Here is an 18,698-nt window from a genome sequence, read left to right as displayed (position 1 = left end):
TTCTTTGACTTACCCATAACAGCAACATAGAGTGATGACAAGGGCGGTGGTTGATTTTAGCTAGGCAAATGAGAAGCATATATACCCTTGACTTTCCCCTGTACGGGAAACTATATACTCGCATTAAGTTAATAGATTGGAGTTGATATGTTGTTCAAAATCAGTGCATTTTCCAGGTTAAGTAGGGTCTCATTAAAAACACTGCGTTATTATGACCAGATTGGCATACTTAAGCCGAGAAAGGTAGATCACGATTCGGGTTACCGTTACTATTCCGCAGATCAGTTCCTCGAGCTCAACCGAATCTTCATTTATAAAGAATTTGGGTTTACGTTGCCACAAATCACACAGCTGTTACAGGAACATATTACATTGGAGAATATTCAAGGCATGTTTAAGCTAAAAAGAAGCGAAATTCAGCAGATTATTGACACGGAACAAGCCAAACTTGTCCGGATTGAGGAAAGCATGCAGCTTATAGAGGAAGAGTTCGAGTTTGAAATAGGTTACTTCTTAACTTGTGAGCTGCGATCACCTCCCGACCCATTTCAACTGCGGACTCTTCCTGCTGAGCCCATGATGGCCACCATAGCTTATCGTTCCAATGCCGCCTTTGCCTGTAAAACCTGTGTTCATCTAGCTACATGGATTGAGAAAAATAACTATCAGATCAAGGAGAACGAAGCTGGTAGGGAATTATATTTACCCTTATCTCCTGTATTCGCTCTGGCAGCGGCCATTATCGCTCCGATTCTCATTGCAATTACAATAAATATGGATCGCAAGAAGTTACTGTTGGCCACCCTCAGTGTGTTTATTGCCAGTAACGGACTTATGCTTGTTAACCTTTCTTACGAAACTATACTATGGGTGCGAATTATTCAAGGGGCTAGCGGAGGCATGGCTACCGTAGTAGCAATGGCCGTATCGACACGACTGGTTGAAAAAGAAAAAAGAGGCAATGCCATCGGCATCATTTTGATGGGGCTAAGTAGTTCGCTAGTGCTCGGTGTCCGATTAGGCACATTTTTTAGTGAAATGTTTGGATGGAGAGTTCTATTTGTTTTAATCGGTTTGTTAAGTGTTCTTCCATTACTTATTATCTACAAAAAGGTTCCGGCAATCAAAGAGGAAGAAAAAATCACCCTCAGAATGCAGCTCTCCATCTTAAAAAATCCACTCATTCTGACTGCCTTGCTTATTACGTTATTGTATATCGGCGGCTATTCAACACTGTTCACGTATATTACGCCGTTCTTGCAAGCTACATCGACACTTACCATGACCGAGATCAGCGGTGTTCTGTTTCTCGCGGGAATTTGCAGCTTTGTCGGATCGAAAGTTGGTGGACAATTGGCAGATGCAAAGGGATCAAAGTTTACAATTTGTCTAGGCCTTCTGCTACAAGGGGCAACTCTTCGTTTGTTCGCTCTAGCAGGGATCAATCTTATGATTTTAATCTTGGTATTAATGATTTTTATGTTAGCAACGTGGAGCATATCTTCGGCCCAGCAACTATATCTGGTTACACTGGCACCTCGTAATTCCGACATTGCCCTTAGCGTAAATAAGATAAAAAGACTTTTTTCATTGAATATCCTCTTTTCCTTAATATGTTTTAAGTTACCTATCAAATATAGCGAATATATTTCTTTAATGGATAAATTTTCAATAAAGATCAACAATCTGCAATATTCTTTTTCTGGACTGATCAGTTCAGATATGTTATATTTCTGAAACGGGAGGTGTTACTTATCGCCAGGACTAAAGAATTTGACAAAAATCAAGCGTTACACCAAGCAATGTTGTTGTTTTGGAAAAAAGGATACGAGGCTGCTAGCATACCGGATTTACTAGAAGTGATGGGCATTAGTCGATCCAGCCTTTATGATACGTTTTCCGACAAGCAAACCTTGTACAAAGATGCCCTGGAGCATTATAAAAAAGGGAGTTCCAATAAGCAGACCATTCTTGAACAAGCATCAAACGTTAGAGATGGAATTCTTCAATTTTTTGAGTATCATATTGCTTCAGCATACGATACGACCCTACCGGGCGGATGTTTTGTAACGAATACAGCTACAACATTGGAGTCACCAGATGAACAGATAAATGTCTTGATACAGACTAGTTTTTCGGATTTGGAACAAGCATTTTGCGAGCTTTTGGAGAAGGGCCAACAATCGGGAGAGATAGATAAAACAACTGATATCAAAACATTGTCTTATTTATTGCTGAATTTACATCAAAGCATAAATATTATGGCCAAAACAGGTCAAAATCCAGAACGTGCAAAAGAGATGATTAGCTTTGTAATTGCAGGGATATAATTTTTTTTATCAATATTGGAATGATTGTTCCGTTATTATAGTCCTCATATTTTGAAGGTGTCATTTGAAGAGTATCTGAAAAACCATAATTTTTTTGATCATTCTGGAACATTCATTCCGTTATCGAAACAATCCATAAATAATAAGGAGATGCAACAATGAAGGTATCGTTTATTGGACTTGGAAATATGGGCCTTCCAATGGCACAAAACCTGTTGAAAGCGGGTTATGACGTAGTCATCTTTAATCGGACCCCTGAAAAAGCTGAACCATTAATAAAACAGGGAGCACGGTATGTCCAAACTCCACTAGAGGCAGCGAAAGAAAGCAATCTTGTAATTACCATGTTATCTGATGATGCTGCTTTGAGAGAGATTGTTGAGGGACCAACTGGCGTTCTGAACGGATTATCTGAAAATGGAATTCACGTATCTGCCAGTACGATCAGCGCAGATCTGGCTCGGAAATTATCCGCTTTGCATGCGGAGAGACACCAGCACTTTGTGTCTGCCACCGTAATGGGGCGCCCGGATGCCGCTAAAGCAGCTACATTGCGCATTATTTTAGCTGGTCCGGAACATGCAAGACAACGAGTACTTCCCATGTTAATAGCACTAAGTCAAGAGATATTTGAGATTGGGGATCATGGCGAAGAAGGTAACATTGTCAAAATAGGCGTTAACTTTCTGATTGCTTCAATGCTAGAAGCTTTGTCGGAAGCGCAGCTCATGGTTGAAAAGCACGGCATTAAGCCGTCCCGATATATGGATGTTGTGAATGCTCTTTTTCAATCTCCGGTATATCAGAACTATGGCGCGATCATGACCGAACAGCGCTTTGAACCAGCCGGTTTTAAAATGAAACTCGGGTTAAAGGATGTTGCATTAGCTATCGAGGCAGCCAAGTCAGTTCAAGCTCCACTTCCTTTAGGTCAGCTTATTCATCAACACCTCTCTGAAGGAATTACCCATGGTTATGGTGAGTTGGATTGGACGGCTTTAATCCGTTGTCTTGAGCATTCCTCTTAAGGAAAGAAAATATAAGGAGAGATTAATTATGGAAATAGGTGTTACTTCATTCGTAGAAACAAAGCCTGATACTAAGACCGGAGTTGTGATGAGTCACGCTCAGCGATTGCGAGAAGTTGTGGAAGAAATTGTCCTTGCAGATCAGGTAGGACTTGATGTGTTTGGCATAGGTGAGCATCATCGTGATGATTATGCAGCATCTTCACCAGCAATGGTGTTGTCCGCTGCGGCGCCCCTCACAAAACGGATTCGATTGACAAGTGCAGTGACGGTGCTTTCTTCAGCAGATCCTGTCCGTGTGTTTCAGGATTTTTCCACGCTTGACGGTCTCTCCAATGGACGTGCCGAGATTATAGCGGGTCGGGGTTCCTTCATTGAGTCCTTTCCACTGTTTGGTTATAACCTGAATGACTACGAGGATTTATTTAATGAAAACATTGAACTGCTTCTTAAATTACGGGAATCCGAGAAAGTAACATGGAGTGGAGGCCATCGTCCAGCGATACATAATCTGGGGGTATACCCGCGTCCTGTTCAGAATTCTATACCTGTATGGATCGGTAGCGGAGGTACTCAGGAGTCTGCCATACGTGCTGGAATTCTAGGTCTGCCACTAGTTCTGGCAATTATCGGTGGAAATCCAACGAAATTTGCGCCACTTGTAGAACTGTATAAAAAGGCGGCAACTCATGCTGGTCATGATGTATCGCAGCTTCGGGTAGGTTCACATTCAATCGGATTTGTTGCAGAAGATACGGAAAAAGCCGCAGAACTCTTTTTCCCGTCCACTCAGTACGGCATGAATAAACTCGGCAAAGAGCGGGGGTGGGCATATTACGATCGTTCCAGCTATGACGCTGCCCGCAGCTCTGATGGTGCGTTGTATGTAGGGGATCCGGAAACAGTTGCTCAAAAAATTATTCATCTGCGTAAGCATGTAGGAATTACACGTTTCATGATGTATGTTCCCTTAAGCACGATGCCACATGAGTTGGTAATGCGGGCTATAGAATTGCTCGGTAAAGAGGTTGCACCGCGAGTACGAGAGGAAATTTCCAAGTGGGAAGCTGAAATGAGATAAGGATTAACTAAAAAACATAAATGAACGAATTCATTATTATTATATTTGGAGGAATTATCATGAGTATTGAGACACGTATATTACCAGAATTAAAAAAGGTATATTCACAATTTCCAGGGTTTGAATTGGAGAAAAATTTAGAGTGGAGCAGAAACTTAGTATCGGCTGCATCGGTGAAAAAATCAGAGCATGTAAACACAACTAGCCGGAAAATTCCGAGAGATAAAGGTGAGATGCTGGTCAAAATATATGAACCTGCCGATCGAACGAATGATTTACTGCCAGCCATGTTATGGATTCACGGGGGCGGATACGTGTTAGGACATCCAGATATGGACGACAAATTGTGCGAACGTTTTGTTCAGACAGCAGAATGTATTGTCGTATCAGTGGATTATAGGCTCGCTCCTGAGCATCCATATCCTGCGGCGATTGAAGATTGTTATGCTGGATTGGTATGGATGACGGAGGAGGCAGCAATACTTGGCATTGATGTGAATCGGGTTGCAATTGCCGGTGCTAGTGGTGGTGGAGGGCTGACAGCAGCACTAGCGCTGATGGCACGTGATAAAGGAGGTCCGTCTATCATCTTCCAAATGCCATTGTACCCGATGTTAGATAATCGTAACATCACGCCATCTAGTCATGAGATTACAGAAGAGGGTTCAATCTGGAACCGAACGGACAACGTAGCTGCTTGGAATATGTACCTTGGTGAGGAGAACGATGTCATTGAAAGTTCTTCTTATGCAGTACCTTCTAGAGCAGAGAGCTTGGCCGGATTGCCGCCAGCCTATACTTGTGTAGGTCAGCTCGATCTCTTCCGGGACGAGACGATGGAGTATGTGGCACGACTAGCACAAGCAGGTGTGGATGTTGAATTTCACCTCTATCCAGGTTGCTTCCACCTTTTTGAAATTCTTGCTCCAGAAACAGAAGTGAGTCAACGCACTGTTCAGGGTTATATGGATGCAATGGCTCGTGCACTTCATCCCAATAGAACCCTAATTAAGGATTGATGAATCAGAACCTTTTAAGTTAAAGAAATTTATAATAGGAAACTTTATGTCCGAAGAAGTCACTAAATTAGTGACTTCTTTTGTTTGGAGATGTACGTATAGATAAATAATTCAAAAAGGTCGAAATGGGGTTAAGCTCCATGATTCCATCAGGATAACTCGTTCCTTAGATTGCTTGTTCAATCTCGAAGTCTGCCCCTATACTATAGTGAGTGATTCCGATAGAAAAGTAGACACTTCTTCTTTGGTAACCAAAAGAAAACTTTGGAACACGTTCCTTGGTATCAAAATAAATGAGAGCGGAGATTATTATGCGAAAATACATAATCGGAATTGACCTGGGTGGAACCAATATTAAGTCCGCCATTTTCAACCTGGAGTTTCAAAAAATTCACGAAAGATCTGACCCTACAGAAGCGGCAAAGGGACCATCTCATGTATTAAACCGAATGGTAGGCATTATTCAAGAGATGCTGACGTATGAGGGAATCCAGCCAAAATCTATTCTATGCATGGGTATGGGCATTCCTGGATTATTAGATCCTGAGCAGGGGCTATCTCTATTTTCACCTAATTTTCCAGACTGGGAAAACATTCATGTCGTGAATCATATGAAAAATCATTTTGAATTTCCTGCTTATATCGACAATGATGTTCGGGTAAATCTCTATGGTGAATGGCTTTTCGGTGCAGGCAGCGGATATAAAAACCTGATATTGATAACGTTAGGCACTGGTCTTGGATCTGGTATTGTCAATGACGGAAAGGTTATTTACGGTACTACATCGAGTGCGGGTGAAATCGGTCATATGAATATGTACCGAGAGGGGCGCCCGTGTCGTTGTGGAAGCTCGGGCTGTCTGGGAAGATACGTGTCCTCAATAGGAATGGTCAGAACCCTTACAGACAAGCTTGAGGAAGGGCGCTCAAGTATGATTTTGAAGTGGGTGGAAGGGAATTTGACGGCAATTACTGCCCGTATGATCTCGGAAGCATACGATCTTGGAGATTCACTTGCTGTTGAGGTTATGCATGAGACCGGAGAGATTCTTGGATTTGGTCTTTCCAATGTAATTAATCTATTCAATCCGGAAGTGATTATCGTTGGTGGAGGAATGTCGGCAGCGGGTGATCGCTTACTGAATACAGTGCGAGACACGGTTAAAAATCATGCATTGCATCTCTCATCAGGTGTTTGTCATATCGTACAAGCAAAGTTAGGTGGGCAAGCAGGAATGATCGGCGCGGCTGCATATGCAAAAAATAAGTTTCCATTATAAGGTATCACAATATGATAATTGATCAATTATGCTTGAGAATATGTCATTGCATCATACAGTCTAAAACCTTAACTTAAAATGACAGCAGAGAACGCTAACAACCTCAATGACGTTTATACCGGTTGGATGGCTAAGTTATGTATAAACACCCATTCGGCAGCGTGGGAATTTTCCCATTGATCTACGTACATCCCGCTTAAAAGTGAGATTTATCTCCCAACTCTGTTATGTCAGCCGCGGCACCTTCTGGTCGTTTATGAAACTGTTTAGGCGAGGAACCGGTCATTTGTTTGAACTGCCTGCAAAAATGCTCGACATTACGGTAACCGCATCGATCAGCAATCTCTGCAACCGTATACAGATGATGTCTGAGATATTCTTTGGCCAAACGTATTCGGCTATGAATAACATCCTCCATACACGAGAGGCCAAACGATTTCTTGTACATCAACTGCAGGTACCCCGGACTGACGTTTATGATCTTCGCCATTTCTGATATTGTCCAAGGATGGCTGGGATGGTTGTGAATTGCCGTCCGAAGCTTCAACAGTGGATAGTGCTGAGGACTAATATCCTCTTGGACACAAGATTCAAGCAATTTATTGAACAAGGTTCGCAGCAGGCAATTGATGGACGATTCCCGGTAATCCTTCTGAAAAGAATGCTCTGCAACAAGCAGTTGGAATAGCTTATGACAGTATTCCGGATCATCCAGCGGGAAAGGTGTGCCTGATGGAAGGGAGGTATCGGTTACAAACGGTTCATCACTTTCAAAACGAATCCAATCATTAATATAGCGCTCTGAACAAGCCCGATAATATATTTTCTGATAAGGTTTGAAAAGCACAGCACAATGAGCCGGGTATTCCTTGAGTTGTCCATCAACCCAGAACTGTGCAGGGGTCTGTGTAATAACCAATAGCCAGGCATCATGCCCTTCAGGGATATCAAAAACAAAATGGTTCTGATGTACCGCGTCACATTCCACGTAAAAAATAGAGGTCATGGTTGTTCCCCTTCTCTTTAAGTTGTAGATAAGAATAGTCAATACACTACTTAAGCTATTTTCTATTATACGAGAGTTATCTTCATTTCATAGAACGGATGTACTATTACGATTATATGAGGAGTGTAGCTGGAATGAACAAGCAGGGGTTCAACCCTTATCTTCCATCCTGGGAGTACGTACCTGATAGTGAGCCTTATGTATTCAATGAACGAGTGTATGTGTATGGTTCACATGACCGTTTTAACGGACATGCCTTCTGTCTGAACGATTATGTATGCTGGTCTGCACCTGTGAATGACCTTGGGGATTGGAGAAATGAAGGCGTGATCTACCGGAAAACAGATGATCCGCTGAATCCGAATGGCCATATGTGCCTGTATGCGCCAGATGTAACAGTGGGGCCCGATGGGCGGTATTATCTGTATTATGTGCTGGATAAGGTACCCGTTGTTTCGGTGGCAGTATGTGATACACCTGCCGGCAAATATGAATTCTATGGTTATGTACAATATGGCGACGGCACTCGTCTGGGTGAAAGAGAAGGGGACGAGCCCCAGTTCGATCCAGGTGTGATGACTGAAGGACAGCACACTTATCTGTATACCGGCTTCTGTGCGGCCGGAGATCAATCAAGACATGGCGCGATGGCCACGATGTTAGGTCCGGATATGCTGACGATTGTGGAAGAACCGGTATTCGTAGCACCGAGCGAACCTTATAGTAAGGGCAGCGGTTATGAGGGCCATGAATTTTTTGAAGCGCCCTCCATCCGGAAGAGAGGGGATACCTACTACCTAGTGTATTCCTCCATCGTTATGCATGAATTATGTTATGCCACCAGCCTATACCCAAATAGAGGATTTACATATCAGGGCGTCATCGTAAGCAACTGCGATCTCCATATCGACTCCTACAAACCTGCTGACAAACCCATGTATTATGGAGGCAATAACCATGGCAGCATTGTGGAGATCAGCGGAGACTGGTATGTCTTCTATCACCGTCATACCAATGGGGATGCATTCAACCGCCAGGGCTGTATTGAGAAGATATCATTTGAAGAGGACGGCAGCATTCCTCAGGTGGAAATGACCTCCTGTGGTCCGAGCGGGAGACCGCTTAAAGGTAAAGGCGAGTACCCCGCATATCTTGCATGTAATCTTTTGACCAGAGATGATCAGAAGTACACCGGAGGTTTCGGGGCAGGAGCCTGGCTGGACAGCCGCTTTCCGAAGATCACACAGGATGGTAGAGACGGTGATGAAGAGGTCGGATATATCGCCAATATGGTTGAATCCGCAACGGCAGGTTTCAAATTCTTTGATTGCCGAGGAATTCGCCAGGTCTCGATCAAGGTACGTGGATACTGTCACGGGGTATTTGAGGTCAAAACTGCATGGGACGGTCCTGTCCTGGGTACAATCCCGGTACATTTCACAAATCATTGGAAACCCTATTCAGCCGAGATAACGATTCCGGATGGTATACAGGCTTTGTATTTTACGTACAGAGGTTCAGGAAGTGCCAGCCTTGCATCATTTATTTTAGCCTAATCCTCCAAACATGATCTGAGTAATCCAAGCAAAACAAAGCAGCTGCTGATCATTCAGTGGCTGCTTTGTTGACCAATCAGGCTCTGCGGCTCAGACAATTGAAGTTTTTATGATTATACTTTTAGTCATCCGCATTGTTGGCTTCTCCGGCCTGCTGCGAATGACTGCGAAATTCACTTGGCGCGATGCCTGTCCACCGCTTGAACTGGCGACTGAAATGCGCATTGGTCTTATACCCCAGCATCATCGCAATATGGTCTATGTTCAGGTCGGTTTGTTTTAACAAGCGCTGCGCTTCGTTCAGAAGGGTTTCCGATAGAAACTTGCGCGGAGCGATACCGTATACCTGCCGAAAAATACGATTAACCTGTGACGGGCTAATGCTCAGCGATTTGGCAATGTCCTGAATCCAGGTTCGCTCGCTCTCCTGAATCTCCCCATGAAGATGGATATATCTCACCGAATCCTCAATGTGCTCAGCAATCTGATGGGCAATGGTTTCTTTTCTAGACAACGTAACGGATGCTTGCTGAGATAACTGGCCGACTAGGGAACCAAGCAGTTCAAACACAGCGGCATGTACCTTCATTTGTTTGGAGGAAGATAGCGAGCTAGACAAATGCTCTGTGGCCAGACCATACAAGGTAGACAGGGAAGAAGAGAGCCCCAGAGCCAAATTCGAATTTGCCGGATAATAGATGTCTTTGCAACGGTTAAGTTCTCTGCAAAAGGATGTATCGTGTATGCTGAAATGGACGGAAAAATAAGTGAACCCCTCTGGTCCGGCTCCCGTGCAAGAGTGGGTCATACCAGGCCGGATGAACAGAAGGTCGCCAACCGACTGACGGTAAGACTGCCCGTTGACAACCATGTTCATCTGCCCGTCCATCATCCAGTGGACTTCATACATTGAATGTTCGTGAGACGGATAAGTCCAGCTGGAATCCACTTTTCTTGCATGCAGCCCCAATAATTGAAAAGACATGCGAACATCGGGCAGACGACCTAAATACACAGCATCCGAAAGCTTGGTCACAACAAGCCAACCCCCTTGTACTATTCTATATTCCAAAATCCTGTCATCGGAGTATCCTCGTAAATCATCTTTAGTTCAACGGATCTAACCTCATCTTAACAGAAAAAAAATGCGTGAAAAGGGTAAATCGTCGGAGTGATTAGAACATCGTCATGAACCATAGCGGGTGCTATGGTAGTATTATCAACCCGATGGGGAAAAATGGAGGCAAGCTTGAATGAGAATTATTCGATTTCTGGACGGACAACAGAAGTGGCTGGCAGCCGTTACGGATGATGAACAAGCGTATCGTTTGCCGCAAGCAGATTTTATGACTTTGATCTATCAAGCAAGAAAGCAGGGGGTTTCCCCAGTTCAACTTGTTGAAAGCGCTTTTAAACCATTAAACAAGTTAACTGACGATTGGACTTCCTTGCATCTAATCACTCCATTGGAAGCTCCGGAAGTATGGGCGGCGGGTGTGACTTATCAGCGCAGCCGGGAAGCGCGAAATTATGAAGCAACGGAAGGCAAGCTGGATGCAAAGACCTTTTACGATAAAGTTTACGATGCCGAAAGACCGGAGATCTTTTTTAAATCTACAGCAGCCCGCACCGTCGGACCCAATGAGGCTGTCACACTTCGCAGCGATTCCAATTGGCAGATCCCGGAGCCTGAGCTGGGGTTGGTGCTTGCCGCGGATGGCAGCATAGTGGGATACATCGTTGGCAATGACATGAGCTGCCGCGATATTGAAGGGGAAAACCCGCTGTATCTGCCACAAGCAAAAATGTGGCGCAATTCTTGCTCCATAGGGCCAGCCATTCGTCTGGCGGAAACGGTGCAGAATCCATATGCGTTCAACATCGTCTGCGAGATATATCGCGAAGGTGAAGTAGTTGTCAAAAGCGAGGCAAGCACAAGTGAGTTAAACCGAAAACTCGATGAGCTGGTCTCTTTTCTGGCCAGAGATAACGATCTGTTTGACGGCACGGTGTTATTAACAGGTACAAGCATTGTGCCCCCTAATGATTTTACACTTGCACCAGGGGACCGCATTGAAATATCCATTAGCGATATCGGGACACTTATTAATCCAGTCATTTCAAACTAATGTACAAGGAGGATGAATGCGATGACCACATTTCAGTTAGAGCAGACATACAGCAATTATATTAACGGAGAATGGGTGAAGGCGACATCCGGTGAAACCGAACCGAGCATCAACCCGGCGAATCGGAAGGAGGTAGTTGGCTATGTACCCACCTCCGGCGTAGAGGATCTGAACCGGGCTGTCGCAGCGGCGAAGGAAGCAGCAAAAGATTGGCGGAGGTTATCGGGTGCGGAACGCGGCAACTATCTATTTCAAGCAGCCAATGTGCTGGAACGCCGGGCCGATGAAGTTGCAGAGGCGATGACCAGGGAAATGGGCAAAACACTCCCTGAAGCCAAAGGAGAGACACTGCGCGGTGTCGCGATCTTAAGGTATTACGCCGGAGAAGGCATGCGAAAAACCGGTGATGTCATTCCATCAACGGACAGCGAAGCGCTGATGTTTACGACTCGCGTACCCCTTGGCGTTGTAGGGGTTATTGCTCCTTGGAATTTCCCGGTAGCCATTCCGATTTGGAAAACGGCTCCGGCCTTGATTTACGGCAATACGGTTGTGTTGAAGCCTGCTCAGGAAACTGCGGTCACAGCAGCAAAAGTAATGGAGTGTTTCGAAGAAGCGGGCATTCCGGCAGGCGTTCTTAATCTGGTATGCGGTAGAGGCTCAGTGATCGGATCTGCCCTTGCTGAGCATCCGGATGTGGGCGGAATAACGTTCACAGGCTCCAATGAAGTGGGCAAACGTGTCGGCGGCGCAGCACTGGCACGTGGGGCCAAGTATCAACTTGAGATGGGTGGCAAAAACCCGATTATTATCGCGGCTGACGCTGACCTGGATTTGGCTGTGGAAGCCACCATCAGCGGAGGCTTGAAATCAACAGGGCAAAAATGTACGGCCACCAGCAAGGTCATTATTGAACGAAAAGTATACGATGCCTTCAAAGAAAAGCTGCTCTCGCAAATCCAGGAAATTCGGCTGGGTGACGGCATGTCTTCTGGAAGCTGGATGGGTCCATGTGCAAGCGAAGGACAGCTCAATACCGTGCTGAGTTATATTCAAAAAGGTCTGGATGAAGGTGCTGTTCTGCTCGCTGGTGGAAAAAGAGGGGATGGTCCTGGACTGGAAGAGGGGTTCTATGTGCAGCCGACCGTATTTGAAGGGGTAGAATCCCATATGTCCATTGCCCGGGAAGAAATCTTTGGCCCGGTCCTGGCCTTGATTGCGGTAGATTCCCTGGAGGAAGCCATCGAAGCGGCTAATGATAGCGATTATGGCTTGAGTGCTTCCATCTATACACAGAACGTCGGAGCCATGTTGTCTTTCATCCGGGATATGGATGCAGGACTGGTCAGAATTAATGCAGAAACGGCCGGCGTAGAGCTGCAGGCTCCGTTCGGTGGAATGAAGATGTCAAGTTCACATTCAAGAGAACAGGGGCAAGCGGCTATCGAATTTTTCACGGCCATCAAAACGGTCTTCGTGAAGTCATAAACTGTGGGAGGCTACCATGTACGAACAGATTACGTCGATTATGGGAGAGACCGCATCCAACTGCTTTGATATCATAGCCCATGCTCCAGGGGCTGCCGGACGTCTTCCTTTAACGGATGATTTGCTGCGGAATGCTCCAAGCGGCGACTTGTTTGGCATGTCCCAGAATGTTGGAATGGGCTGGAAGCCTGGGGAATTGAACGGAAAACAATTTCTGATCTTGAGTACACAAGGTGGCATACGCAATGAAGACGGCAGCCCGGCAGCACTCGGTTACCATACGGGGCACTGGGAGGTCGGCCTGCTGATGAAGGCTGCCGCAGAAGAACTGTCAAGCCGTGGAGGAATCCCGTTTGCCGGATATGTCAGCGATCCGTGTGACGGCAGATCACAGGGGACAACCGGCATGTTTGACTCGCTTCCGTACCGGAATGATGCCGCTATGGTATTTCGCAGACTGATTCGCTCGCTGCCAACGCGTAAAGGCGTGCTTGGTGTCGCCACTTGTGACAAAGGTCTTCCAGCGATGATGCTCGCGCTTGCCGGCATGCCTCAATTGCCTGGTGTAATCGTTCCCGGTGGGGTCACACTTCCGCCTACCGATGGAGAGGACGCCGGTAAAATTCAGACCATCGGTGCACGGTATGTCAACGGGGAACTTTCTCTGGAAATGGCGTCCGATTTAGGATGCCGAGCTTGTGCTACACCGGGAGGAGGCTGTCAGTTTCTAGGTACCGCGGCTACAGCCCAGGTTGTAGCAGAGGCATTGGGTATGACAGTGCCACATGCCGCGCTTGCACCTTCCGGGCAGCCCATCTGGTTTGAAATGGCGCGCCAATCGTCACGTGCACTCATCTATATGGAGTCTCAGGGGATGAGGATGGCAGACATTGTCACGGATGCATCCATTCGCAATGCGATGACCGTTCATGCCGCGTTTGGCGGATCGACCAATCTGCTTCTTCACATACCGGCCATTGCCCATGCCGCCGGTTTAACCGTACCCACGGTACAGGACTGGATACAGGTTAACAAAAATGTTCCGAGGCTGGTTAGTGCCCTGCCAAACGGACCGATCTTTTATCCGACCATACGTGTCTTTCAGGCCGGAGGCGTACCGGAGGTCATGCTCCACCTCAGACAGCTTGGTCTGTTGGATGAGTCTGTACCAACGGTTACAGGTACTTCATTGGGTCAGGTACTGGATTGGTGGGAATCGTCGGAACGGCGTCATCTCATGCGGAAGCAGTTAAAAGAGCAGGACGGCATTGATCCGGACAGTGTCATCATGAGTGTAGAACACGCTCAGCGGCTTGGCATCTCATCGACCGTAACATTTCCAACCGGGAATATCGCTCCAGAAGGTTCTGTCATCAAATCCACTTCTATTGATCCTGCTGTGCTGGATGAGCATGGCGTATACCGTCACCGTGGCAGAGCAAAGGTATTTACCACCGAACGTGAGGCGATCCATGCGATTAAGACAGGAGGTATACTTGCTGGCGACGTTGTTGTGCTTCTCGGGCGAGGTCCATCGGGAACCGGAATGGAGGAGACGTACCAGCTTACATCTGCGCTTAAACATTTGTCTTTTGGCAAATACGTGTCACTAATTACGGATGCCCGGTTCTCCGGTGTTTCCACCGGAGCGTGTATTGGTCATGTTGGCCCCGAAGCGCTGGCAGGCGGACCGATTGGCAAGCTGCGGAACGGAGACTTGATTGACATCGCGGTTGATCGTAACACGCTGGAGGGCAGCATTAACTTTGTAGGAGAAGGAGATCTGGAGTTTTCGCCGGAAGAAGGTGCTCTCATCCTGGCACAAAGGTCCTTCCATCCGGATATGAGGCCTGATGAAGCTTTGCCGGATGATACAAAGCTCTGGGCTGCATTGCAATCGGTCAGTGGTGGGACCTGGAGAGGGAATGTATATGATGTAGAGCGAATTATAACTGCTCTGGAAGCCGGCAAAAAAGCGCTGGGCTGGTACTGATTTCTAACTTTTGTGTATCTGCTGTTGTACAGATCATCACTTTCATACGGGAGGTTTCTTCCATGAATAAGATCAAGAAAATGATCACCAATCCCATTCTTCCCGGTTTCCATCCCGATCCGTCCATATGCCGAGCGGGGGAGGATTATTATATTGCCACTTCCACCTTTGAATGGTTCCCTGGTGTACGGATTCACCATTCCCGGGATCTGGTTCATTGGCGGCCAATCACTTCACCGCTGACTCGTGCAACGCAGTTGAACATGGAGGGTAACATTAACTCCGGAGGTGTATGGGCACCATGTCTTAGTTACGACAACGGTATGTTTTACCTGATCTACACCGATGTCAAAAGCCGGGTAGGCGCTTTTAAAGATACCCACAATTACCTTGTGACAGCAACGGATATTGAGGGCCCTTGGTCCGAGCCGGTGTATCTGAACAGCAGCGGTTTTGATCCTTCCCTGTTTCATGATGAAGACGGGCGTAAATGGCTGGTCAATATGATATGGGATCACCGTAAGGGCAAAAATCGGTTTGCAGGCATCGTTCTTCAGGAATATTCCGTCCAGGAACATAAGCTGATCGGACCGGCCATGAACATATTTAAGGGAACAGAATTAGGCCTGACCGAAGCACCCCACCTGTATAAACACAACGACTATTATTATCTCATTACGGCTGAAGGTGGAACCGGTTATGAGCATGCGGTTACCGCAGCACGTTCCCGTACGTTACAAGGCCCTTACGAGGTCGATCCTGCCAATCCGATCCTCACTTCATATGGCAGACCGGATTTAGCTCTGCATAAGGCAGGCCACGGTAGTCTAGTCGAAACGCACACCGGCGAATGGTACATGGCTCATCTGGTCGGACGACCCGTTCATCACAAATATTGCATTCTTGGACGTGAGACCGCACTTCAGTCGTGTTCGTGGAGCGAGGACGGCTGGCTGAGACTCGCGAGCGGTGACCGATATCCGGAGGTTCAGGTGCCTGCACCGATGATCCCGTCCCATCCGTTTGAGCCGATTGCTGAAATGGATCATTTCGATCACTTTGAGCTTCGGAATGAGTGGAATACACTTCGCATTTCACCCGATTCGACTTGGCTCACCTTGACGGAACGTCCCGGTTACTTGCGCTTGCACGGCATGGAGTCAATGAGTTCAACGCACAGGCAAAGCATGATCGCACGGAGACTTCAGGCCTTGGAATGTGAAGCCGAGACGTGTCTGGAATTTGCGCCGGACCATCCACAGCAAATGGCAGGATTGATTTTGTACTACGATACCCAGGACTATCTCTACTTACGTGTAACTTATCATGAGGATAAAGGGGTCTGCCTGGGGATCATTCAGTCCAAATACGGGGTATACGACGAACTGCTGGAGGATATTCCGCTAGAGTCGGTGAGCACGCTCCGTTTAAAGGCTGTGGTGGATCAAGATCGAGCCCGCTTTTACTATGCAATAAATAGTGATTCATCCTGGAATCATGTAGGCGAGTGGGTTGATATAACACATCTGTCCGATGAATCTCCGGAGTATATTCGGTTTACGGGAACATACATCGGACTTTGTGTGCAGGATCTCGGCGGAACCCGAAAACATGCCGATTTTGATTACTTTGTGTATAAAGAGACAAAGCATGCAGCTGCGGGAGGGGAATGAGAGGAGAGGCCTGTCAGATTTAACCGCGCGATATTAACTTAGAACTTTTGAAACCAAAATGATAAAAAGACCTTACGTTCGCGGAAACGTTAAGGTCTTTTTATCATTTTGCAATAGAAAAAATCGTAGCCTATATTTTGTAATGAGGAAATTATAGAAAGCTTAAAATAGTTGATATTTAGTATGTTTTAATTGATTTGTTCAATACTCACAATCGTCCTAATGGGTGGCGAGGGTTCTAGTTGGTCAAAGCCAGCAGTGATTCTTACTCTTTGGCCTATCTCAATTGTTTCATATGTTTCTCTATCGACCAAATAATACGAAGCTTCCTGGTCTTGTGCTAGTTCTATAAGATCCTCAAGATTTCCATTCTCCAGATCTTCCTTACTTATATTTTGTAGTACAAGAAATTTGTACTTGTCATTTTCATCTGTTTTAAATACTACAGTGCCCTCGAAAACTGGATAATTCTCTTTCTCATCCTTGTTAGAACAGCCCGCAAGTATAATCATACTAATGAAGATAAACAATATTATTTTTTTCATAATAACCTCCTTGATTTGAAATAAAGTTTTCCCCTTGCTTTTAAGTATACCCTACATAAAAAAAGTAAATTATTACTAAAAGGTAGTTCATACGAGAAAAGTATGAAACATGGCTTGAGGATTCCTTTAAATAATAAGTTCCTAGAGTAGAAAAAAACAAAAAAAGAGGTCACGACGATGGATACCTTACAATGGATTCAAAGCTGGTATTATGAAAATTGTGACGGCGATTGGGAGCATTCACACGGTGTGCGAATTGATACGGTGGATAATCCTGGTTGGTCTGTCGAAATCGATTTGACGGATACCTATTTAGAAGATGTGCCATTTGATTCGATTGAAGAAGAGAGAAATGAAAAAGATTGGTTCTACTGTATCGTGAGAGATGGCGTGTTTCACAGTGCAGGGGGAGCAAAAAATTTAGAAGAGATGCTTGATTGCTTCAAAAATTGGGCTTCAAGTTTGGATAGAAGTTAATGATGCATTGACTCAGGATTTAAACCATGGAGAGGATCAGATGATGTATCTAAAAGAATTCGATTTAGATTTACCGTATATTGTAGATGATGAAAATATTGAATCTATAATGAAAAAGCAAAAATGCGAGCGGAACGAAGCAACAAAATTAGATTATGCGTTGAATTGGAAATGGAAAAGACGCTCTTTTAGTTTGGAAACTCGCTGTATTACAGCGATGTATGAACGTCTGCTGGGGAAATACAAAACGAAAGATTGTTGGAAAGTCCTAATAGAATGTGTAGAAAATATTACGGATGAACGGATTGTTAACGATTCTGGTGTGTGTTCGGTACCAATCCAATTTAGTTTGAATGACTTTAGTGCAAAAAATGAGTTGGAGAAAAAAAAGACTACGCTTCGCCTGCTAATGGAAGGCATAGAGAAACTTGCTCTACGTAATAATTGGGAGATTGATCCATTTAGGGAGATAGCTTTGCAAATAGAGGAGTTAGATTATGTAAATGAATGGACTTGGAAAAAATCCGTGAAGAGCCCTAATAAGAAGTACAATGCTAGAGTCATTTGCCATCATAATGTAGAAAGTATGGATATATTCATATCGGTTTTACAACGAGATGGTACGCAAGTACTCTTTGAGAAGGTCATATCAGAACAACCAGATGAATTTGCCTATGCTGAACATCTAGGTGAACTTACATGGGTATCTGATTTTGAAGTTGCTTTAATTAATAAAACAGGCACTGAAAAGTACTCTGCAACCCTGAAATATTTTGGCCGTTAGAAAAAATAGTCGAACCCTCTGTTAAGAAGAATATAACAAAATCTGCAGTAAAAGCAATTAAAAAGGGAACGTCGTCTGCGGCAAGAAAATGGGAGGGTCAGAAAACAAGTTAGACGTACAGAGATAGCAAATGATGATAAGGTTTCAACTTCATTGAGAGGTGAAATCAAACGTGATCTAAATGTAACATGAGCAAGAAACACAAAAATGCAAGAGCCACAGGGGATACCAATGCAGCATAAATTCTTTAATAAAGTTGATGCTGCTGTACTGGATGTCGGGATACTAATTGAGGATTTGAAGGCAGAA

15 protein-coding genes and 2 pseudogenes are annotated in these 18,698 nt (G+C 45.2%); 14 read left to right on the top strand and 3 right to left on the bottom strand.

The window, feature by feature from the left end:
• Nucleotides 1-150 precede the first annotated feature (150 nt).
• The 7 genes and pseudogenes from FE296_RS27850 to FE296_RS27820 all read left to right on the top strand — a co-directional run.
• Nucleotides 151-717: pseudogene (locus FE296_RS27850) on the top strand (MerR family transcriptional regulator); the annotation flags it as partial.
• Nucleotides 709-1,569, top strand: a pseudogene (locus tag FE296_RS27845) (MFS transporter); the annotation flags it as partial. The pseudogenes FE296_RS27850 and FE296_RS27845, both read left to right, overlap by 9 nt.
• Nucleotides 1,570-1,745: 176 nt before the next feature.
• Nucleotides 1,746-2,330 carry a TetR/AcrR family transcriptional regulator gene (locus FE296_RS27840; RefSeq protein ID WP_223869062.1) on the top strand — a complete coding sequence of 195 codons (585 nt, stop codon included), beginning with the start codon at nucleotides 1,746-1,748 and terminating at the stop codon, nucleotides 2,328-2,330.
• Nucleotides 2,331-2,488: 158 nt separating this feature from the next.
• Complete coding sequence (locus FE296_RS27835) at nucleotides 2,489-3,358, top strand: NAD(P)-dependent oxidoreductase (RefSeq protein ID WP_150367140.1); 870 nt, start codon at nucleotides 2,489-2,491, stop codon at nucleotides 3,356-3,358.
• Between the two features lie 28 nt (nucleotides 3,359-3,386).
• Nucleotides 3,387-4,439 carry an LLM class flavin-dependent oxidoreductase gene (locus tag FE296_RS27830; RefSeq protein ID WP_150367139.1) on the top strand — a complete coding sequence of 351 codons (1,053 nt, stop codon included), beginning with the start codon at nucleotides 3,387-3,389 and terminating at the stop codon, nucleotides 4,437-4,439.
• Between the two features lie 59 nt (nucleotides 4,440-4,498).
• Entirely contained in the window at nucleotides 4,499-5,458 is a 960-nt protein-coding gene (locus tag FE296_RS27825) for an alpha/beta hydrolase (RefSeq protein ID WP_150367138.1), read from the top strand.
• A 293-nt stretch (nucleotides 5,459-5,751) separates the two neighbouring features.
• Nucleotides 5,752-6,738, top strand: coding sequence for an ROK family protein (locus tag FE296_RS27820; RefSeq protein WP_223869061.1), 987 nt, complete (start codon nucleotides 5,752-5,754; stop codon nucleotides 6,736-6,738).
• A gap of 196 nt (nucleotides 6,739-6,934) precedes the next feature.
• Here FE296_RS27820 and FE296_RS27815 read toward each other — a convergent pair whose 3' ends face one another.
• Nucleotides 6,935-7,744, bottom strand: a complete 810-nt coding sequence (locus FE296_RS27815) for a helix-turn-helix transcriptional regulator (RefSeq protein ID WP_150367137.1) — start codon at nucleotides 7,742-7,744, stop codon at nucleotides 6,935-6,937.
• 134 nt (nucleotides 7,745-7,878) lie between these two features.
• Here FE296_RS27815 and FE296_RS27810 point away from each other — a divergent pair, with 134 nt between their 5' ends.
• Nucleotides 7,879-9,300 (top strand): family 43 glycosylhydrolase, encoded by a 1,422-nt coding sequence (locus FE296_RS27810; protein WP_150367136.1) that lies wholly within the window; start codon nucleotides 7,879-7,881, stop codon nucleotides 9,298-9,300.
• A 121-nt stretch (nucleotides 9,301-9,421) separates the two neighbouring features.
• Here FE296_RS27810 and FE296_RS27805 read toward each other — a convergent pair whose 3' ends face one another.
• Nucleotides 9,422-10,336, bottom strand: coding sequence for a helix-turn-helix domain-containing protein (locus tag FE296_RS27805; RefSeq protein ID WP_124114843.1), 915 nt, complete (start codon nucleotides 10,334-10,336; stop codon nucleotides 9,422-9,424).
• A 217-nt stretch (nucleotides 10,337-10,553) separates the two neighbouring features.
• On the opposite strand from FE296_RS27805, the gene FE296_RS27800 reads away from it, so the two are divergent.
• From FE296_RS27800 to FE296_RS27785, 4 genes are all read left to right on the top strand, one after another.
• Nucleotides 10,554-11,429, top strand: coding sequence for a fumarylacetoacetate hydrolase family protein (locus tag FE296_RS27800; protein ID WP_091020965.1), 876 nt, complete (start codon nucleotides 10,554-10,556; stop codon nucleotides 11,427-11,429).
• A 21-nt stretch (nucleotides 11,430-11,450) separates the two neighbouring features.
• Complete coding sequence (gene gucD / locus FE296_RS27795) at nucleotides 11,451-12,917, top strand: alpha-ketoglutaric semialdehyde dehydrogenase GucD (protein ID WP_150367135.1); 1,467 nt, start codon at nucleotides 11,451-11,453, stop codon at nucleotides 12,915-12,917.
• 16 nt (nucleotides 12,918-12,933) lie between these two features.
• A complete protein-coding gene (locus FE296_RS27790; protein WP_150367134.1) occupies nucleotides 12,934-14,910 on the top strand; it encodes a YjhG/YagF family D-xylonate dehydratase in 1,977 nt (658 codons plus the stop codon).
• A gap of 62 nt (nucleotides 14,911-14,972) precedes the next feature.
• The gene (locus FE296_RS27785; RefSeq protein WP_150367133.1) at nucleotides 14,973-16,583 is read left to right on the top strand and encodes a glycoside hydrolase family 43 protein; all 1,611 of its coding nucleotides are present in this window, start codon (nucleotides 14,973-14,975) and stop codon (nucleotides 16,581-16,583) included.
• Nucleotides 16,584-16,771: 188 nt separating this feature from the next.
• On the opposite strand, the gene FE296_RS27780 is transcribed toward FE296_RS27785, so the two are convergent.
• On the bottom strand, nucleotides 16,772-17,128 hold the full coding sequence (locus FE296_RS27780) for a DUF3221 domain-containing protein (RefSeq protein WP_150367132.1): 357 nt from the start codon (nucleotides 17,126-17,128) through the stop codon (nucleotides 16,772-16,774).
• Between the two features lie 177 nt (nucleotides 17,129-17,305).
• On the opposite strand from FE296_RS27780, the gene FE296_RS27775 reads away from it, so the two are divergent.
• Complete coding sequence (locus tag FE296_RS27775) at nucleotides 17,306-17,605, top strand: immunity 53 family protein (RefSeq protein ID WP_150367131.1); 300 nt, start codon at nucleotides 17,306-17,308, stop codon at nucleotides 17,603-17,605.
• Nucleotides 17,562-18,389: a hypothetical protein gene (locus tag FE296_RS27770; RefSeq protein WP_150367130.1), complete on the top strand. Its 828-nt coding sequence runs from the start codon at nucleotides 17,562-17,564 to the stop codon at nucleotides 18,387-18,389. Before FE296_RS27775 ends, FE296_RS27770 begins: the two co-directional genes overlap by 44 nt.
• Nucleotides 18,390-18,698 lie beyond the last annotated feature (309 nt).

It is taken from the genome of Paenibacillus sp. UASWS1643, from assembly GCF_008693195.1.
Lineage (GTDB): Bacteria > Bacillota > Bacilli > Paenibacillales > Paenibacillaceae > Paenibacillus > Paenibacillus amylolyticus_B.
This window is presented reverse-complemented; position numbering and strand designations above follow the sequence as displayed.

Bases quoted from the DNA above. Each gene is read 5' to 3' on its own strand.
- FE296_RS27790 (WP_150367134.1), top strand. From the start codon at position 12,934: ATGTACGAACAGATTACGTCGATTATGGGAGAGACCGCATCCAACTGC.
- FE296_RS27785 (WP_150367133.1), top strand. From the start codon at position 14,973: ATGAATAAGATCAAGAAAATGATCACCAATCCCATTCTTCCCGGTTTC.
- FE296_RS27820 (WP_223869061.1), top strand. From the start codon at position 5,752: ATGAGAGCGGAGATTATTATGCGAAAATACATAATCGGAATTGACCTG.
- FE296_RS27780 (WP_150367132.1), bottom strand. From the start codon at position 17,128: ATGAAAAAAATAATATTGTTTATCTTCATTAGTATGATTATACTTGCG.
- FE296_RS27815 (WP_150367137.1), bottom strand. From the start codon at position 7,744: ATGACCTCTATTTTTTACGTGGAATGTGACGCGGTACATCAGAACCAT.
- FE296_RS27800 (WP_091020965.1), top strand. From the start codon at position 10,554: ATGAGAATTATTCGATTTCTGGACGGACAACAGAAGTGGCTGGCAGCC.
- FE296_RS27825 (WP_150367138.1), top strand. From the start codon at position 4,499: ATGAGTATTGAGACACGTATATTACCAGAATTAAAAAAGGTATATTCA.
- FE296_RS27830 (WP_150367139.1), top strand. From the start codon at position 3,387: ATGGAAATAGGTGTTACTTCATTCGTAGAAACAAAGCCTGATACTAAG.
- FE296_RS27835 (WP_150367140.1), top strand. From the start codon at position 2,489: ATGAAGGTATCGTTTATTGGACTTGGAAATATGGGCCTTCCAATGGCA.
- gucD (WP_150367135.1), top strand. From the start codon at position 11,451: ATGACCACATTTCAGTTAGAGCAGACATACAGCAATTATATTAACGGA.
- FE296_RS27810 (WP_150367136.1), top strand. From the start codon at position 7,879: ATGAACAAGCAGGGGTTCAACCCTTATCTTCCATCCTGGGAGTACGTA.
- FE296_RS27775 (WP_150367131.1), top strand. From the start codon at position 17,306: ATGGATACCTTACAATGGATTCAAAGCTGGTATTATGAAAATTGTGAC.